Source organism: Nitrobacter sp. CN101, from assembly GCF_055390255.1.
In genome coordinates, this window is record NZ_AP038833.1 from 4,135,839 (window position 1) to 4,153,113 (window position 17,275).

Consider the following 17,275-nt stretch of genomic DNA (forward strand, 5'->3'; position numbering starts at 1 on the left):
CGAGGATTACACCTGTCGCGCGTCCTCGCATGGTTCTCCGGCAGCTTCCTCGCGTTTCTTGACCACCCGGTCCTCGGTGTCAATCTAGGCGCGGTCGGCCCGTCGCCGCTTGGTTCACGCATATTTTTCAGCGGCATTCGCACCGTGTGAGATTTCGCACACGCATTGGGCTCGAAACCCCGCATGTCTGAACGTCCATTCAGAAAAATGTCGGCCGGATTCTTCGAACCGCCTTTTCAAAGCAAGCGACGAACTTACGACGGGCAAGAGCGAGACCAAGCAAGAGCCCTCAACTGAAAACTGAAAATCGCTTTGAACCTGAAACCCGCGCATCACGCGCTTCATCTAAAAGGAGAACGACCATGTTTCGTAAGATTGCTCTCGGGCTTGTTGCCGCAGCATCCCTCAGCGCGATGGCGCTGTCTCCGACCGCCGCTTCGGCTCACGGTTGGCATGGCGGAGGACACGGTGGATGGCATCATGGCCACCACTTCGGCCCCGGCCATTTCGGCCACAGTTTCGGCGTTGCCTATATCGGCGGTTACGACGACGGCTGCTACGTCGTGCGCCGCGTGCCGACCCCGTTCGGCTTCCGCCTGCGAACCATCAACGTCTGCGACTGATCGCACCTTCCTGTCCGGTCAAGAAAGCCCCGGCCGCCCAGCGGCCGGGGCTTTTGCGTTGAGAGCAACGGGCTGTTGTCATGCCGCCGCATCAAAATCTCGCGATCCGATCCATCGATCGCATCGAACGGCATATTCGGATCTCATCGATTGACTTGCCGCTGTCCGGTGACAAACTTGCAGAGCTGTGACCCGTGATGACGGGCCATGTCAATAAAGCTTCGGAGGAAGCCAATGCTCGACAGACGAGACATGCTGAAACGCATCGGCGCTGGACTGACGCTTAGCATCGGCCTGACCCCTTTCAAAGCCTTGGCGCTCGACAGCGTGACGATGCCCTTCGACAACGGCGAACGTCCGCTGGTCAAATATCCACAGAAGCGTCCGATGATCGGAATCACCAGCCGGCCACCACAACTCGAAACACCGTTCTCGGTTTTCAACGAAGGCCCAATCACGCCGAACGACGCCTTCTTTGTCCGCTATCATCTTGCCGACATCCCGCTCAACATCGATCCCGACACCTTCACGCTCGAGATCAAGGGCAAGGTTGATCGTCCACTCAAGCTGTCGCTTAAGGACATCAAAAAGATGAAGCAGACGGAGATCGTCGCGGTCAATCAGTGCTCGGGCAACAGCCGCGGGTTCGTCAATCCCCGCGTCGCAGGCGGCCAGCTCGGTCACGGAGCGATGGGCAACGCACGCTGGCGCGGCGTTTCGCTCAAGACCCTGCTCGATCAGGCCGGCGTACAGCACGACGCCAAGCAAGTGGTTTTCGGGGGCATGGATGGCCCCGTCAGCGACAAGACCCCAGATTTTGCCAAGGCGCTTGATGTCGATCACGCACGCGACGGCGAAGTCATGCTGGCCTATTTGATGAATGGAAGAGACCTGCCGTTTCTCAACGGCTTTCCGCTTCGGCTCGTCGTTCCCGGATATTACGGCACCTACTGGATAAAGCATCTCAGTGAGATCACCGTCATCGACAGCATCTATGACAATTTCTGGATGAAGACGGCCTATCGCATTCCCGATAATGCCTGCGCCTGCGTCGAACCGGGCACCACGCCGACAGCGACGGTCCCCATCAACAGGCTCAATGTCCGCTCCTTCATCACCAACGTCACCGAGGGCGCGCAACTCAGGCGCGGCGGAAAAATTCTGAAGGGAATCGCGTTCGATGGCGGCACGGGTATCAAGAATGTCGAGGTTTCAGTCGACGGCGGCAAGACCTGGAAGAGCGCGCGGCTCGGTCGGAACTACGGTAAATACTCGTTCCGCGAATGGAAGGTTCCGGTCAAGCTTACTGCCGGTCCACACGAATTGAAGGTGCGCGCGACCAGCGATGGCGGTCAGGTGCAGCCGTCTGATGCCACGTGGAATCCGGCCGGTTACATGCGCAACGTCACCGAGACCGTTCGCGTCTCGGTCTCTTGAGGGAGAGGCTCATGACGCGTTCAGTTGTTCTTGCCCTCGCGACCGGCATCGGACTGGCCGCGAGCGCCTGCGCCTACGAGTCGACGGGGGCCATCGCCGAACCGCTTTCCTACAAGCTCCCGCGCGAAACGATCGAATTCAAACCAGGACTCAATGTCGACGTCGTAAAGAATAATTGCCTGGCCTGCCATTCGGCGGATTACATCGCGATCCAGCCACGCGGCCCGAAATTCAAAAAGGATTTTTGGCAGGCGGAAGTGAACAAGATGATCAAGGTGTACGGCGCGCAGATCGATGAGACCGACATCAGCAAGATCGTCGACTATCTCACTGCTACGTATTGACGTCGCAAGGGTATTCGCCGAGAGCCCCCCGGAAAGCTTGGGACACCGGCCGCTGCGGCCCCCCGGCGCTACCCCGGTCGGGCGAGACCCCTTGTACTTGGCGGTCTGAGGCATCTCAGAATTGTGGCAAAATGGTACCGGCCTTCATGTTTGATCTATCAAGCCGGACCGAGACCGCGTATCTTGTGCGCCGTCGGACAAGCTGGTTCCGGGGGCCGACGACTGTTTCAATCCTGCGGAGACTTGGGAATGGCTAAGGGTACTGTGAAGTGGTTCAACCCGACCAAAGGTTATGGTTTCATCCAGCCGGCCGGGGGTGGCAAGGATGTGTTCGTCCATATTTCGGCCGTGGAAAGAGCAGGTCTTTCGACCCTCAACGAGGGACAGACGGTTGAGTTCGAAGAAGTTGCCAATCGAGGCAAAACTTCGGCCGAAAACCTGAAGGTTTGACGCGCCGACGCGATCCTTCAGGCTCGGATAAAAGCGCGTCCTGGCAGGCGCGATCCATTCCGGGCGAACGACATGGGCTCCGCCGACGCCATCAGGTTTACGCTATCCGCGCAGACTGAATTCGCCGGCGACGACGATCGGGTAATCTTCGTGGCAAAGTCGCGCAGGAAGGCATTGTCTCAGTTCTGCTTGGTCCATTGATCCACGGTCATGACATCGGGCAATTGCGCAAAGCCGCGCGTCCACATGTCAACGACCCACTCGACACCCGTGGCACGCTCCACCAGCACCGCGGTGTTATGCGGGGTCTGCAAGACAAGCGCGTTGCCGCGATAATGCGGATCTCCCACGGTGTGAAATTTGAGAAGCCCCCAGCCCTGCAGGACCAGCAACAGGCTCGTCACGTTGCGCGTCGTGTCCCAGCAATCGAAATTGTGCTTGTCATCGCCGGCCCGGAAATCAGCCCGCGCCACACGCCTGTCGGTTCCCAGGATCGATCCCATGCGGCGATCGAACCAGACCACCGCCTTCTGCACAGCCCGGCGTTCCGCAGCGGCCGATGAGCGGCCGGCCGCCAGAACCCGCCCCAACGCGGCACGGTCGGCGGACGTGAAGTCAAGACTTTCGCGGCGCCGGCAGACGAAACCGTAGCAGACCGTCATGGATTCCGCGGTCGGGGGATTGATCGAAACCGAGGTATAAAGCTGCGAGATTCCCGGACTGAGTTCTGCGGCTTCGACAGGATGATCCACGCCGTTAGCCATGAGCAGCATCGCGCCCACCACAAGCAGACGAGACAGGCGGCGCACGCAGGCGCGGTCATGTTGTCGTTCCGGAAAGCCCGCCATCGTCCCTCGACCTGATATCCGATCCCGGACTGAGATTAGCCTGTTCGCGCGGAGAGAGGGTCGCGCAAGCGCAACAGCGATCCTATTTATCGATAACGCGTGCCGCTCACATGCTGCTACCAGAACCGGAAAGTTTGTGCACGGAACTTAGCGGGACCGCTCCCGCTCAAAAATCGGGGAATCGATCACGTTCGTGATTTTGCATCGATTCAATCCAGAATCATCGTGATCAGGAACCGCCGATGTCGCCCCAGCTTCCACTGCCGTTCTCGGTTTCCTACGCTCCGGATGACCAGCCAATCGCGGAGCGGCTGCTCGCCGAGGCCCGGCTGACACCTGAGCGGGAAACGCGGATCGATCGGACGGCGCGACGCCTGATCGATGCGATCAGGCAAAACGACGACCCACTCGGCGGCGTCGAGGACATGCTGCGCGAGTTTGCACTATCGACCAAGGAAGGTTTGGCGCTGATGGTGCTCGCCGAGGCGCTGCTGCGGGTGCCCGATGCCGAGACCGCCGATAGATTCATCGAGGACAGGCTCGGGCAAGGCAACTTCATCCACCACGAGACCAAATCCAGCGCCTTTCTTGTCAACGCGTCTGCGTGGGCGCTCGGGTTGTCGGCGCGGGTCATCCAACCGGGCGAGACGCCGCAGGGAACCATCGGGCGGCTCGCGAAACGGCTCGGCGTTCCGGCGATTCGCGCGGCGACGCGGCAGGCGATGCGGCTGATGGGCAGTCACTTCGTACTGGGCGAAACCATTGAGGCTGCGCTCGAGCGGGCGCACGCGCATTCCGCGGGATGCACCCGCTACTCCTTCGACATGCTCGGCGAGGGCGCGCGCACCGCTGCGGATGCGGACCGCTATTTCAGTTCCTACGCCGCCGCCATTGAGGCGATCGGCCGCGGCGCGGGCGACAGGCCCCTGCCCGACCGCCCCGGCATTTCCGTCAAGCTGTCGGCGCTGCATCCGCGCTTTGAGGCAGTGAGCCGAGGGCGGGTGATGGCGGAGCTGGTTCCGCGCGCCATCGATCTTGCCAAGCGCGCCAAAGCCCTCAATCTCGCCTTCACGGTCGATGCGGAGGAAGCCGATCGGCTGGAGCTTTCGCTCGATGTGATCGCCGCCATTGCCGCCGACCGCTCGCTCGCTGGCTGGAGCGGCTTCGGCCTCGCCGTCCAGGCCTATCAGAAGCGCGCCGGCGCCGTGATCGACTATATCGACGACCTCGCACGAGCCCTGAACCGGCGGATGATGGTTCGTCTGGTGAAGGGCGCGTATTGGGACACTGAGATCAAGCGCGCGCAGGAGCGCGGGCTCGACGGCTATCCCGTGTTCACCCGCAAGGCGATGACCGACCTGAACTACATCGCCTGCGCGAAAAAACTGCTAACGCTGCGGCCGCGCCTGTTTCCACAGTTCGCAACCCACAATGCCCTCACCGTCGCAACGCTTCTCGAACTGACGGACAGAGAGACCGGCTTTGAATTCCAACGCCTGCACGGCATGGGCGAAGCCCTCTACACCACGCTCTGCAAGGATCGCCCCGTGATCGCTTGCCGCATCTATGCGCCGGTCGGCAGTCACCGCGACCTGCTCGCTTATCTGGTGCGCCGCCTCATCGAGAACGGAGCCAACTCCTCCTTCGTCGCGACGGTCTCCGATCCCAATAAGCCGTTAGACACGCTGCTGCGCAGACCGGCCAATATCATAGGAAGCGCCGACAGTGCCGAGCACGCGAGGATCCCGCTACCGCGCGACCTTTTCCAGCCGGAGCGCATCAATTCGCGCGGCGTCGAATTCGGCGAGCGCGCCGCGGTGAACCGGCTGGTTGCCGAGGTCGCGGCTGAGCACGTCTCAATCATGCCGGTGAACGATAGCGGGCCGGAAGATGTGAACCGTGCCGTTGCCGCGGCGCGCAGCGGGTTTTCATCGTGGAGCCGCGCACCGGCGGCTGTGCGAGCCGCCGCCCTGGATCGCGCAGCCAACCTGTTGGAACAGCGATCGGCGCGCTTCATCGCGCTGCTGCAGCGGGAAGGCGGCAAGACGCTGGATGATTGTGTGTCGGAGGTTCGCGAAGCCGCCGACTTCTGCCGATACTATGCCGCGGAAGGCCGCAAGCTGTTCGGCGACACGCAGCCGTTGCCCGGGCCGACCGGCGAACGCAACACGCTGCGTATGCGCGGGCGCGGCGTGTTTGCCGCGATCTCGCCCTGGAATTTTCCGCTGGCAATCTTCTTGGGGCAGGTGACGGCGGCGCTGATGGCCGGAAATACCGTGGTTGCGAAACCGGCTGAACAGACGCCGAGGATCGCCACGGAGGTCGCACGCCTGCTGCATCAAGCCGGGATTCCGGAGGCGGCGCTTCACCTCATTCAGGGCGACGGACACATCGGGGCTGCGCTTGTCGCGCATCGCGACATCGCCGGCGTGGTCTTTACCGGCTCAACGGAAGTGGCGCGGTCGATCAATCGCACGCTCGCCAACAAGGATGGCCCGATCGTGCCGCTGATCGCCGAGACCGGCGGAATCAACGCCATGATCGCCGACGCCACCGCGCTGCCCGAGCAGGTCGCCGACGATGTCGTGACTTCGGCATTTCGCTCGGCCGGGCAGCGTTGCTCCGCGCTGCGGCTTCTGTTCGTGCAGGAAGACGTGGCCGACCGCATGATCGAGATGATCGTTGGCGCAGCGCGCGAATTGAGGATCGGCGATCCGTCCGATCCCGCCACCCATGTCGGCCCAGTGATCGACCGCGAGGCAAAGGATCGGCTCGATGCGCATATCGCGCGCATGACGCGCGAGGCTCGGGTACATTTCGCAGGACTTGCCACGTCATCAGGCAATTTCGTCGCGCCGCATATCTTCGAGCTGGACAACGCGCGGCAACTGACCGAAGAGGTGTTCGGACCGATCCTCCACATCGTGCGCTATAGCGCCTCCGGTCTCGATGGGGTGTTGGACTCCATCGCCGACACCGGCTATGGCCTGACGCTCGGCATCCACTCGCGCATTGACGATACGATCGAGATGGTCGCTGACCGGCTTCAGGTCGGCAACATCTACGTCAACCGCAACATGATTGGCGCTGTGGTCGGAGCGCAGCCATTCGGCGGCCATGGGCTGTCTGGGACGGGACCCAAAGCCGGCGGCCCCCACTATCTCACCCGGTTTGCCACCGAACAAACCGTAACGGTAAATACCGCAGCCGCCGGCGGCAATGCCGCATTGATGACCGAAGTAGGCTAGAGCTTATTGATCAGACGCGTTTTCTTCACGCGAACCGGATTCCACTTCGCTCGAAAACGCTATAGTGGCGGCAGAGACAAGCCGCGCCGTCTCACGCTTTGCGAAGCCCTCGGACGTGCAACGACCATTATCGATTCAGCCCTGGCCGCCCGAGGCCTCTGCTTGGGATTGCAGGCTGGCGCCAGCGACGATGGGTACTGCGCGGTTCGCTCGCGGTTTTCCGATATTCGCTCAAGCACGGGGATGTCGCCCAAACCGGCCCGAACGTCATGCATCGGGACCGCTGCTAGGCGGGCACTCAGCAGAACTAAGTGGTTAGTCAGGCCGCAAGTGTTGCGAGGCCCGCCACTTTTAAAAGCGCTGCGAGTTGTTTGCGGGCATAGAACATACGGGTCTTCACGGTGCTTGGCGGAATGCCGATGATCTCGCCGGCTTCTTCGACCGTCTTCTCGTGATAGTAAACGAGATGGATGATCTCGCGATGAGCCGGGGACAGCTTGGCGATGCAGGCTCGCAGAATTTCGCTGACGTTGCTGCGATCGAGCGACGCCTCGGGCGTATCGGCGCCATCAGCGATTTCCCGGACATTCTCCTGGTCGATATCCTCATGTCGGCGCTGGCGCATCGTGGTCAGCGTTTTGAACCGGGCAATCGAAAGCAACCACGTTGATACCCGTGACCGGCCTTCGAACTGGCCAGCAGTACGCCAAACGTCCAAGAAGACTTGGCTGACAATATCTTCGGCCGCCGTCGTGTCGCGCAAGCTGCGGAGCACGAAGCGATAGACCCGGACGTTATGCCGCAAATACAGGGTATGCATCGCCGCCCGGTCGCCGTGGGCGATCCGCTCAAGAAGCATCTCATCTGTGGTTGCCTGGGCAGCGATAATGCCTTGGCAAGCGGCTGCGTTAATCGCGATGACATTTTGCATGACGGCTCCCCTTATTGTTGGGCAGAATATTAGCCGTCTCACGTTTCAGAACGCCTGCACGGAAAGCAGAAAATGGTTTCGCGGGAAGGTGCAATTGTTTCGTCCCCTCCCCAGCGATGAAACAATCAGCGAAACCCAGCGTATACTCCGCAAAAAAAGCATACCGGTTCTGTGGCGCAAACCATTGAATATTAAAGTATTTTTTGTCAGTTTCAACTGAGCTGGGAAAGCACTGTTCGTTTGAACGTCGTTAGACTTAGCCGTTGGAGCAACTCAGGATTTGTCGCCGGAAGGTGAAAACAGATAACCGCCACCCCGGATGGTCCGAATCACCGCGGGCTTTGCGGGGTCGGGCTCGATCTTCCGTCGGATCCGCATGATTCGCAGATCAATCGCCCGATCAAAGGCTTCGCTGTCGCGTGCATTGGCCAGTTCCAGCAGCCGCTCGCGCGACAGAACCCGTTTCGGATTGGCGGCGAAGACCTTCAACAGACCAAACTCCGACGCCGTAAGCGGATGTTCGTTGCCTTCGTCGTCCCGCAAGGCCTGAGCCTCCAAATCGAGCCATTTGGTGCCGAAGCGAACGAGTTGACCTGCCGGCGTGGCGGCGACGACATCGGGCGCGCCCTCCATTTTTGGCGCACTTCGCCGCAGTACCGAGCGGATACGCGCCATCAGTTCGCGCAACTCACATGGTTTTGCCACGTAGTCGTCGGCGCCGAGTTCGAGGCCGACCACACGATCGATCGGGCTGGCCGTCGCCGTCAGCATGATCACCGGAATATTGGTGCGGCTCTTGAGATCGCGGATGATCGAAAGGCCGTCCTCCTCTGGCATGTTCAGATCGAGTACCACGAGATCTGGCGTTGTCCTGCCGATCGCGTCGCGCAGACTTCGGCCGCCGTCGCACAACGTGATGGCGAAGCCATGCATCTTGAGATAGTCACCCACCATCTCCCGGGCAGGCGCCTCGTCGTCAACCACAATGATATGCGGATTCCTGTTCATGTCAGATTGTCGTAGGCAAGATGATGGTGAAGGTCGATCCCTGTCCGGGGCCACCACTATCGGCTTTGATCTGACCATCATGCATTTCGACGATCCGTTTCACGATCGACAGGCCAAGGCCGGTGGAGCTTTCACCGGCGGTGGGTTTTGCGGACAATCGCTGGAAACGGCCGAACAGTCGTCCTAAATCCTCGGGCGACAGGCCGGCGCCCTCGTCCGTGACGCGGATGATTGTGTGGTCCGCGTCCTGGCCGACCAGCAGCGTGATCCTGCCCCCCACCGGACTGTACTTGATGGCGTTGCTGACGAGATTATCGATCGCCTCGCGCATCCGGTCCTGGTCGCAGATCGTGACGTGTCCGGTGGGCGCCGACACGGCGATGGTTTGCTGCTTGTTGACCGCTGATAGCTGATTGGCCTCGGAGACCTCGGCGACCAGCGCCGCGATATCGACCGGCTCGCGCTTTATAGTGATATCGAAGGCGTCGGCCATGGCATCTGAAATCAGGTGATCGACCATCGTAATCAGGCGCTTGGTGGCGTCGCGAATGTGATCGACCTGCACGGTGACGGTGTCACCGTACGAGCCTGCGCTGACAAGTTCGGCGAGCATTTCGGTCCGCCCCAGGATGACGCCGAGGGGATTCTTCAGGTCGTGCGCCACGGTTCCCAGAATCTCATTCTTGAACCCGTTGGCCCGCTGCAACAGCAGCCATTGCACGGAAAGCCTGCGATTGGCTTGCATCAACGCGCGCGTGCGCTGCGCCACGCGGTCTTCGAGCTGCGCGTTGGCATCCTGCAATTGCTCATAGAGGATCACGTTGTCGAATGCGATCGACAGCCGGCTGCCGAAGATCTCCACGAGGGACCGATCAGTATCCGATAGATCGCGCTCGGCCTGCAACAACACCACGACTTCGCGTCCACTGCCGGTGCGGATATAGAGAATCGAACGGTGATCGGCGAATTCGTGCTTACGCCGCCTGAAGGCGTCCTCGACCGTCTGCTTGAGATCGGAATCGAGCGATGCCTGGCCGTCGACCCCGCTGAAGCAGCTATAACAGCCGGACCCCGCAAGAACCGCAAAGTCATCATCGACCGCGCCGCCGTCGCGCAACACCAGAATGCCCGCACAGTCGATGTTCAAAAGCGACGATATCTGCGTCAGGACGCCTTCGGCCAAACGCTGCATCGACTTAAAATCGTAGAGCGTGGAAGCCGCATCGATGATGATCTCGAGGCCGCGACGGGTCTGCACCATCCGTTCGAGCTGCTGATTGCTGCGCAGCGCCGCGGTCAAGGAGGTGAACAGTTTGTCGGCGGTGAGTTCCGTTTTGGCCTTGTAATCGTTGATGTCGTAGTCGACAATTACGCTACGCTCCGGCGCTTGTCCCGGTTGCCCGGTGCGCAGGATGATGCGCACGGTTTCGTTCCGCAGCTCGTTACGGATGAATTCGACGAGATCGAGGCCGGCTTCGTCGGTCTCCATGATCACATCGAGGAGCACCGCGGCGATGTCAGGGTGCGCGCGCATCAGCTCACGTCCCTCGGCAGCCGAATAGGCCGACAGAATCTCCAGCGTCTGTCCGTTGAGGCTGTAATCGCTCAGCGCAAAGCGCGTGCCTTCATGCACCGCCCGATCGTCGTCGATCACGGCGACCTTCCACTTGCGGACCGTCGACGCCCCGGGGCGATCAGCTCCAGAATCGTCAATCAGGTCGAGGAGATCATCCTGGTAGGCCATTGTACTGTCCCGCTGTCTGTTTCCGTGCCAGCGCCGGCGCCGGATCGCGGCATGATAATGCGAAAAGTCGTTCCTTGTCCCAGCCCTGATTCCACCGTCATCCGTCCGCCAAGCTGCTGTGTGACAAGGTTGTAGACAATGTGAAGCCCAAGGCCGGTGCCGCCCTCGTTGCGACGTGTGGTAAAGAAGGGCTCGAACGCCTGCCGCTGGACGTCCGGTGTCATGCCGATACCATCGTCGGAAAAAATGATCTCGATGTCATCATTGGTGCGCAGGCTCGCCGCGATGGAAATCGTACCCGACCGCCCATTCGGGAACGCGTGATTGGCAGCGTTGAGAAAAAGATTAGTCAAAATCTGCCCGTACAAGCCGGGAAACCCATCGATAATCAGACCTTCCGGGACATCGACAGCGATGTTTATCGGGGATCGCTTCAGCACCGGACGGAGGCTGGCGACGATCTGGCCGGTGGATTCACTCAAGCTGAACTGGCGGCGCTCAGCGTGAGATCGATCGACGGCAACCTGCTTGAAGGACTGGATCAGTTCGCCGGCCCGTTGCAGATTTGCAACTAGCTGACGAGCTGCATCGCGACAGGTGCTCACGAATTCCTCAAGCTGCGAACGCTTCAGTGGCGTCTTGGATCTCAATTCGGCGTCGAATGTGTCGGCGCGCCACGCGAAACTCGAAGCAACCGTGAGGCTGATGCCGATCGGATTGTTCGCCTCGTGCGCGACGCCCGCGACCAGCCCCCCGAGCACTGCAAGCCGCTCAGCGTCGATCAGATTGCGCTGCACCGCGTTCAATTCTAGCAAAGCATTCTCGGCCCTCTGCTTCGATGCCCGCAATTCGTCCTCCGCCGCGCGCTTGGCGATGGCGTTCTTGCGGAACATCTCGACCGCGCGCGCCATAGTGCCGATTTCATCCCGCGCGTCGGTGCCGGCGACTCTGCGGCCGTAGTCGCCGGACATGATCGCGCGCATCGACCTCATGAGCTGCCGCAGGGGCAGACGGATGCTGAGCGCGATGACAACGCCGGCAATCACTATGATGGCGAGAAAGATCGCGGCGATCGACAGCATCTTGCGGGAGATGCTTTTGAGAGTGTGGTCAAACGTCAACTGCGCATTCTGCTCACGCTGACGCATCTTGACCGACAAGCCGTCGATCGCGGCGATGGTCTCAGCCTGGCTGGCGTCGATGGAGTTGCGCGAAAGATCAGTTCGCTTGGTGAGCAGATCGGACAGGCTCGCGATCCCATCATGCAGCGCAGATGTTCGTGTTTTGAGCCGCTGCAATGCGTCGTGCTGGAGATCGTTTTCGGCAAAATCGATCATCGCCGGGATCGTGCGCGCGATCGCATCGATATTCTTTCGGACTTCGTCCGCACTGGTTGACGCGGGCGCGAGGTAGTAGGCGTTGGCGCCCACCAGCATCGCCGTGAATGCCTCGCGTGATTTGCCAAGTGTCGGCCATATCCGCGCGTCGCGGCGACTGGTCGCACCCTCGATGATCGAATAGAGGCCGGCCATGTCCTTGGTAGGCGTCAGGATTTGGTTCTCATAGGTCTTGGCAATCGTCGCCTGTAATGCGCGCAATTCCCTGAAACCGCTGAGAAAGCGTTCGGTGGCGCGTTCCAGTTCGTCGACCGAACCCAGCAATATCGGGTCAGTCGAAGCGCGCGCTCTCAAGGTGCCGAGGATGGCCTCGCGCAACAGCAGGATTTCCGCAAACAGATCGGGACCGGGCTGATTGACGTAGCGATGGATCAGGTTTTGCAGTCGACCGGTCTCGCTCTCGAGAACCACAAGGATCTTATCGGAGTCCCTGACCTGACGCACGTCGTCCCATGCCGACCCCAGAGTCTTGGCACCGCTCCATATCAACAGCGCAAGAACCAGCACGGCCGCAGAATTCAAAGCCGTGATCGAGAAAATGCGCCAGCGGATCGGAATAGCGCGAACCAGGCCGACGATGCCCGAGCGGCCCTCGTGCTGCTCTGCGGCTATGCCGTTCTGGGTCTCGGCTGGAACCAAATGGGGCTACCTTGCGGATTCGTTCGCTGCGGCTTTCCCGGCAACAGCAGCTTCAAAACGACGGCCTGGCGACGATTGTAGCGCACGGCAAGCCCCATCGGTCGATGCAAGCTGACCTGCCTGAAAGTCACAAACTGACGGCGCGCACGACACACCGGCGCGTGACCCCTTTGTGAGAGTCATCCATCTCAAGAAAAGGTTCAACGCGAGGAAATACCAATCTGGCACTTGATGGACTGGGACGAGTAAGCGCCCCCGGTCGTCAATTGCAGGCCGCGAGGGGTCTTGCCAGGCAATGGCCGCGGAGTTCGGCCCCGCCGGGGCAGCGGGGCGCATACGATGCAGGTACGAGCATGGAGACTGCGCTGCTGTTCTGCATGAGCCGAAATCCCCTTGGATTCCCGGTCGGCGGCCTCAGCGTCATCTGGTCAATCCTAATCGCGGACCCGAACACCTACTCCTTCTTCGGCTCTTTCGACATCCGTTCCAGGCGGTCCTGCATCTCCTTCATCTGCTGGCGAAGATCTTCGATATTATCGCCGGAATCGGGAGTGTCGGGCGTTTTCTCCGGCTCGGGCGCGGCGGTCCCATTGCGCGGCGGCACGAATGGCTTGAACATCGAGAAGGTGCGCTCGAAAAGCTCCATGTTGCGACGGACATGCTCCTCGAGCGGCGCGAACGGAGTGCCGCTGAAGCTGCTTGTCATCTGCTTGCGAAACTTCTCCTGCTCGCGGGTCAGCATGTCGATCGATCGTTCGAGATATTTCGGCACCACCATCTGCATGCTATCTCCGTAGAAACGGATCAGCTGCCGCAGGAAGGTGGTCGGGAGCAGGTTCTGCCCCGTTTTGTTTTCCTGTTCGAAAATGATCTGCGCCAGCACTGAACGGGTGATGTCGTCTCCAGTCTTTGCATCGAAGACAAGGAAATCCTCGCCCTGCTTGACCATCCCCGCAAGATCTTCGAGCGTCACATAGGTGCTGGTGCCGGTATTATAGAGCCGCCGGTTCGCATATTTCTTGATTGTCGTCGGTGTCTCTGATTTCGCCATAGATCCCACACGTCCCTGCCGAGGACAAGAAACCCCGCCGGCATCCACGATGGGGTTAACACGTAACGCATTGCAGCAAAGTAAGCACTTTCAGCCCGCTTCGGCTACCGTTTTATAAAAAACAGTTAATGCCAATGCATAGAAAGTGCTCACGATCATCTACGGGTGCAACTTCCCGACATTGGCGTGATTGACACACTCTCGTGAGGTCAACAGGATATATATCTGAGTAGATCACGGACCGCCGGTGCGGCCTGTCATCATCGAATTTCAAGTCGCTCATGCCCCAGCAAGTCACTTAAGCTCCAGGAGGTGTCCATGTCAGACGATGTCGTCATCGTCAGCGCCGCCCGCACTCCAGTGGGAAGTTTCAACGGCGGGCTTGCCACGACGCCCGCCCACGCCCTCGGTGCTATCGCCATCAAGGCTGCGCTGGAGCGGGCGGGAATCGAGCCCGGACGGGTCTCCGAGGTCATCATGGGCCAGATTCTGACTGCGGCGCAGGGCCAGAATCCGGCACGTCAGGCGTCGATCGCCGCTGGCGTTCCGGTGGAAAGCCCGGCCTGGGGCGTCAACCAACTCTGCGGTTCGGGCCTGCGCACTGTCGCGCTCGGCTATCAGGCCATCCTGAACGGGGATTCGGATATCGTCGTCGCGGGCGGACAGGAATCCATGAGCATGGCGCCGCATGCGCAGCACCTGCGCGGCGGCGTGAAGATGGGCGGCCTTGAACTGATCGACACCATGATCAGGGACGGACTGTGGGACGCGTTCAACGGCTACCACATGGGCAACACCGCCGAGAATGTCGCCCGCCAGTACCAGATCACCCGCCAGCAGCAGGACGAATTCGCCGCCGCTTCGCAGAACAAGGCGGAGGCCGCGCAGAAGACAGGCCGCTTCAAGGACGAGATCGTGCCCGTCACCATCAAGAGCCGCAAGGGCGATATCGTCGTCGACACCGACGAGTATCCGAAGGCTGGCGTGACGGCCGAATCCATCGCCAAGCTCCGCCCGGCTTTTGAGAAGGACGGCACGGTCACCGCGGCCAACGCGTCGGGAATCAACGACGGCGCCGCGGCCGTCGTCCTGATGTCGGCCGCGCAGGCGGCGAAAGAGGGCAAGACCCCCCTCGCCCGCATCGTCTCCTGGGCCCATGCCGGCGTCGACCCGAAGATCATGGGCACCGGCCCGATTCCGGCCTCCCGTGCCGCGCTGAAAAAAGCAGACTGGACGATCGGCGACCTCGACCTGATCGAAGCCAATGAAGCCTTCGCCGCACAGGCCTGCGCCGTCAACAAGGATCTCGGCTGGGATACCTCCAGGGTCAACGTCAATGGCGGCGCGATCGCCATCGGCCATCCGGTCGGCGCCTCCGGTGCGCGCGTGCTGGTGACCCTGCTGCACGAAATGCAGAAGCGAAACGCCAAGAAGGGCCTTGCTACGCTATGCATCGGCGGCGGCATGGGCATCGCCATGTGCGTTGAGCGCGGCTGAGCGGATGAAGGCGGCGAAAATGGACATTGAGTCGCGCTGACAACCAAATGCTCGGCCTCGTGCCGAGCATTTTTATCTAGTGGAGTGAATTTGACATTCGCGACCCACCTAACCGCGAGTTTCGGGCGCGAACGTCAAATTCAGAACTCCACTAGCAACTTAAATTTGCGAGTGGTCCTTCCATTCTAACATTCGCAAGAAGGCTCGCTGCGACGGGATGCGAAGGTTAGAATCGGGCTACTAGAAAGCTTTTAAATCCGGCTTTCCGTAGCGTTTACGAGCGAAGTGGGCACCGGTTCGCGTCAAGAAGCGCGTCAAAACAAAAGCTGGAACTCCAGGAGGACGACGCATGGCAAGAGTGGCATTGGTGACGGGGGGAACGCGAGGCATTGGCGGCGCGATCAGCAGAGCGCTGAAAGCGGCCGGATACAACGTCGCGGCGAGCTACGCCGGCAACGACGCGGCGGCGGAAAAATTCAAGACCGAAACCGGCATTCCCGTTTACAAGTGGGATGTCGCTTCCTTCGATGCCTGCGCTGGCGGCATCAAGCAGGTCGAAGCGGACCTCGGCCCCATCGAGGTGCTCGTGAATAATGCCGGCATCACCAAAGACGGCGCCTTCCACAAGATGACGCTCGAGCAGTGGAGCGCCGTCATCAACACCAATCTCGGCTCGCTGTTCAACATGACGCGCCCGGTGATCGAGGGAATGCGCGCGCGCAAGTTCGGCCGCATCATCAACATCTCTTCGATCAATGGCCAGAAAGGCCAGTTCGGCCAGGTGAACTATTCGGCGGCGAAGGCCGGAGACATCGGTTTCACCAAGGCGCTGGCGCTGGAGAACGCCAAGAACGGAATCACCGTGAATGCGATCTGCCCGGGATACATCAACACGGAAATGGTGCAGGCCGTGCCCAAGGACGTCATCGAGAAAAACATCCTGCCGCAGATTCCGGTGACCCGCCTCGGTGAGCCCGATGAGATCGCGCGCACGGTGATATTCCTCGCCGCCGACGATGCCGGCTTCATCACGGGATCGACGCTGAGCATCAACGGCGGCCAGTATCAAGCGTGATGAATAGTGCATAGGGTGGACATGCCGCTTCTTTCCTTTTCCCAAGAGAGGAGAAGGAAGAAATCATGACCTCCCGGACCGCGACACTCATCGGCCTCGCCGCCATCCTGATGTGGTCGCTGCTCGCGGTCATGACAGTCGCAACCGGGCACATTCCCGCGTTTCAACTCGCGGCCATGACGTTTGCGATTGGTGGTCTTGCCGGCTGCACAAGCTGGCTGCTCCGTCCCGAAGGCGTCAGCGCGTTGCGGCAGCCGGCGGTTGTATGGCTCGTGGGGGTGGGAGGGCTGTTCGGCTATCATGCGTTGTATTTCATCGCGCTGCGACAGGCGCCGCCCGCCGAAGCGGGCCTCCTGAATTATCTCTGGCCGCTGTTGATCGTGCTGTTCTCCTCGATGCTGCCAGGGGAGCGGCTGGCGCCGCATCATCTGATCGGCGCGATCCTCGGGCTGGCCGGGACGGTTTCGCTGTTTGCGGGCGGTACCTCGATTGTGTTCGAACGCGTCCAGATGTCCGGGCTTGCGGCGGCGTTCATGGCGGCGTTTGTCTGGGCAGCGTATTCGGTGCTGTCGCGACGCCTGGCCTCGGTTCCAACCGACGCGGTCGCGGGCTTTTGCCTGGCGACGGCTGCACTAGCGGGGGTTGCGCATCTGCTCATGGAACAGACGGTGTGGCCGGACAGCGCGGCACAGTGGCTCGCGATCGCCGCGCTTGGCGTCGGTCCCGTCGGCCTTGCCTTCTATGTCTGGGATATCGGCATGAAGCGCGGCGACATTCGCGTGCTCGGCGCGGCCGCTTATGCGACGCCGCTACTTTCGACCGCGTTCCTGATACTGGCGGGTTTCGCGAAGCCGACTGCGGCGCTCGCCGTCGCGTCCGTGCTGATCGCGGGCGGCGGGTTGATCGCGGCGAAGGACATGATCTGGAAATAGCGTTCTCGAGCGAAGCCTGTCCTCGGGCTTGACCCGAGGTAGGTACCGGTT

At 60.8% G+C, this 17,275-nt stretch carries 14 protein-coding genes; 8 read left to right on the forward strand and 6 right to left on the reverse strand.

Going from position 1 to position 17,275, the window contains the following annotated elements; genetic code table 11:
- The first annotated feature begins 362 nt into the window (after nt 1-362).
- The 4 genes from ACZ5IL_RS20665 (at nt 363) to ACZ5IL_RS20680 (ending at nt 2,854) form a co-directional block, all read left to right on the forward strand.
- Entirely contained in the window at nt 363-623 is a 261-nt protein-coding gene (locus ACZ5IL_RS20665; RefSeq protein ID WP_464594307.1) for a hypothetical protein, read from the forward strand.
- A gap of 234 nt (nt 624-857) precedes the next feature.
- A complete protein-coding gene (sorA, locus tag ACZ5IL_RS20670; RefSeq protein ID WP_464594308.1) occupies nt 858-2,060 on the forward strand; it encodes a SorA family sulfite dehydrogenase catalytic subunit in 1,203 nt (400 codons plus the stop codon).
- A gap of 11 nt (nt 2,061-2,071) precedes the next feature.
- Entirely contained in the window at nt 2,072-2,404 is a 333-nt protein-coding gene (gene sorB, locus ACZ5IL_RS20675) for a SorB family sulfite dehydrogenase c-type cytochrome subunit (protein WP_464594309.1), read from the forward strand.
- A 249-nt stretch (nt 2,405-2,653) separates the two neighbouring features.
- The gene (locus ACZ5IL_RS20680) at nt 2,654-2,854 is read left to right on the forward strand and encodes a cold-shock protein (RefSeq protein WP_011316219.1); all 201 of its coding nucleotides are present in this window, start codon (nt 2,654-2,656) and stop codon (nt 2,852-2,854) included.
- Between the two features lie 179 nt (nt 2,855-3,033).
- Here ACZ5IL_RS20680 and ACZ5IL_RS20685 read toward each other — a convergent pair whose 3' ends face one another.
- Complete coding sequence (locus ACZ5IL_RS20685; RefSeq protein WP_464596952.1) at nt 3,034-3,627, reverse strand: hypothetical protein; 594 nt, start codon at nt 3,625-3,627, stop codon at nt 3,034-3,036.
- Nucleotides 3,628-3,944: 317 nt separating this feature from the next.
- Here ACZ5IL_RS20685 and putA point away from each other — a divergent pair, with 317 nt between their 5' ends.
- Nucleotides 3,945-6,950: a bifunctional proline dehydrogenase/L-glutamate gamma-semialdehyde dehydrogenase PutA gene (gene putA, locus ACZ5IL_RS20690; protein ID WP_464594310.1), complete on the forward strand. Its 3,006-nt coding sequence runs from the start codon at nt 3,945-3,947 to the stop codon at nt 6,948-6,950.
- Nucleotides 6,951-7,269: 319 nt separating this feature from the next.
- On the opposite strand, the gene ACZ5IL_RS20695 is transcribed toward putA, so the two are convergent.
- The 5 genes from ACZ5IL_RS20695 to phaR form a co-directional block, all read right to left on the reverse strand.
- Entirely contained in the window at nt 7,270-7,881 is a 612-nt protein-coding gene (locus ACZ5IL_RS20695) for a sigma-70 family RNA polymerase sigma factor (RefSeq protein WP_425906948.1), read from the reverse strand.
- Between the two features lie 273 nt (nt 7,882-8,154).
- Nucleotides 8,155-8,889 carry a response regulator gene (locus tag ACZ5IL_RS20700; RefSeq protein WP_464594311.1) on the reverse strand — a complete coding sequence of 245 codons (735 nt, stop codon included), beginning with the start codon at nt 8,887-8,889 and terminating at the stop codon, nt 8,155-8,157.
- A 1-nt stretch (nt 8,890) separates the two neighbouring features.
- A complete protein-coding gene (locus tag ACZ5IL_RS20705) occupies nt 8,891-10,633 on the reverse strand; it encodes an ATP-binding response regulator (protein WP_464594312.1) in 1,743 nt (580 codons plus the stop codon).
- Nucleotides 10,603-12,642, reverse strand: a complete 2,040-nt coding sequence (locus ACZ5IL_RS20710) for a sensor histidine kinase (RefSeq protein ID WP_464596953.1) — start codon at nt 12,640-12,642, stop codon at nt 10,603-10,605. The genes ACZ5IL_RS20705 and ACZ5IL_RS20710 overlap by 31 nt, the downstream gene beginning before the upstream one ends.
- Before the next feature lie 481 nt (nt 12,643-13,123).
- Entirely contained in the window at nt 13,124-13,720 is a 597-nt protein-coding gene (phaR, locus tag ACZ5IL_RS20715) for a polyhydroxyalkanoate synthesis repressor PhaR (RefSeq protein WP_464594313.1), read from the reverse strand.
- 318 nt (nt 13,721-14,038) lie between these two features.
- Between phaR and ACZ5IL_RS20720 the strand changes: the two genes are divergently transcribed.
- The 3 genes from ACZ5IL_RS20720 (at nt 14,039) to yddG (ending at nt 17,224) form a co-directional block, all read left to right on the forward strand.
- Nucleotides 14,039-15,217: an acetyl-CoA C-acetyltransferase gene (locus tag ACZ5IL_RS20720; RefSeq protein ID WP_464594314.1), complete on the forward strand. Its 1,179-nt coding sequence runs from the start codon at nt 14,039-14,041 to the stop codon at nt 15,215-15,217.
- 349 nt (nt 15,218-15,566) lie between these two features.
- The gene (gene phbB / locus ACZ5IL_RS20725; RefSeq protein ID WP_464594315.1) at nt 15,567-16,292 is read left to right on the forward strand and encodes an acetoacetyl-CoA reductase; all 726 of its coding nucleotides are present in this window, start codon (nt 15,567-15,569) and stop codon (nt 16,290-16,292) included.
- Nucleotides 16,293-16,357: 65 nt separating this feature from the next.
- Nucleotides 16,358-17,224, forward strand: a complete 867-nt coding sequence (gene yddG, locus ACZ5IL_RS20730; protein ID WP_464594316.1) for an aromatic amino acid exporter YddG — start codon at nt 16,358-16,360, stop codon at nt 17,222-17,224.
- Nucleotides 17,225-17,275: the final 51 nt, after the last annotated feature.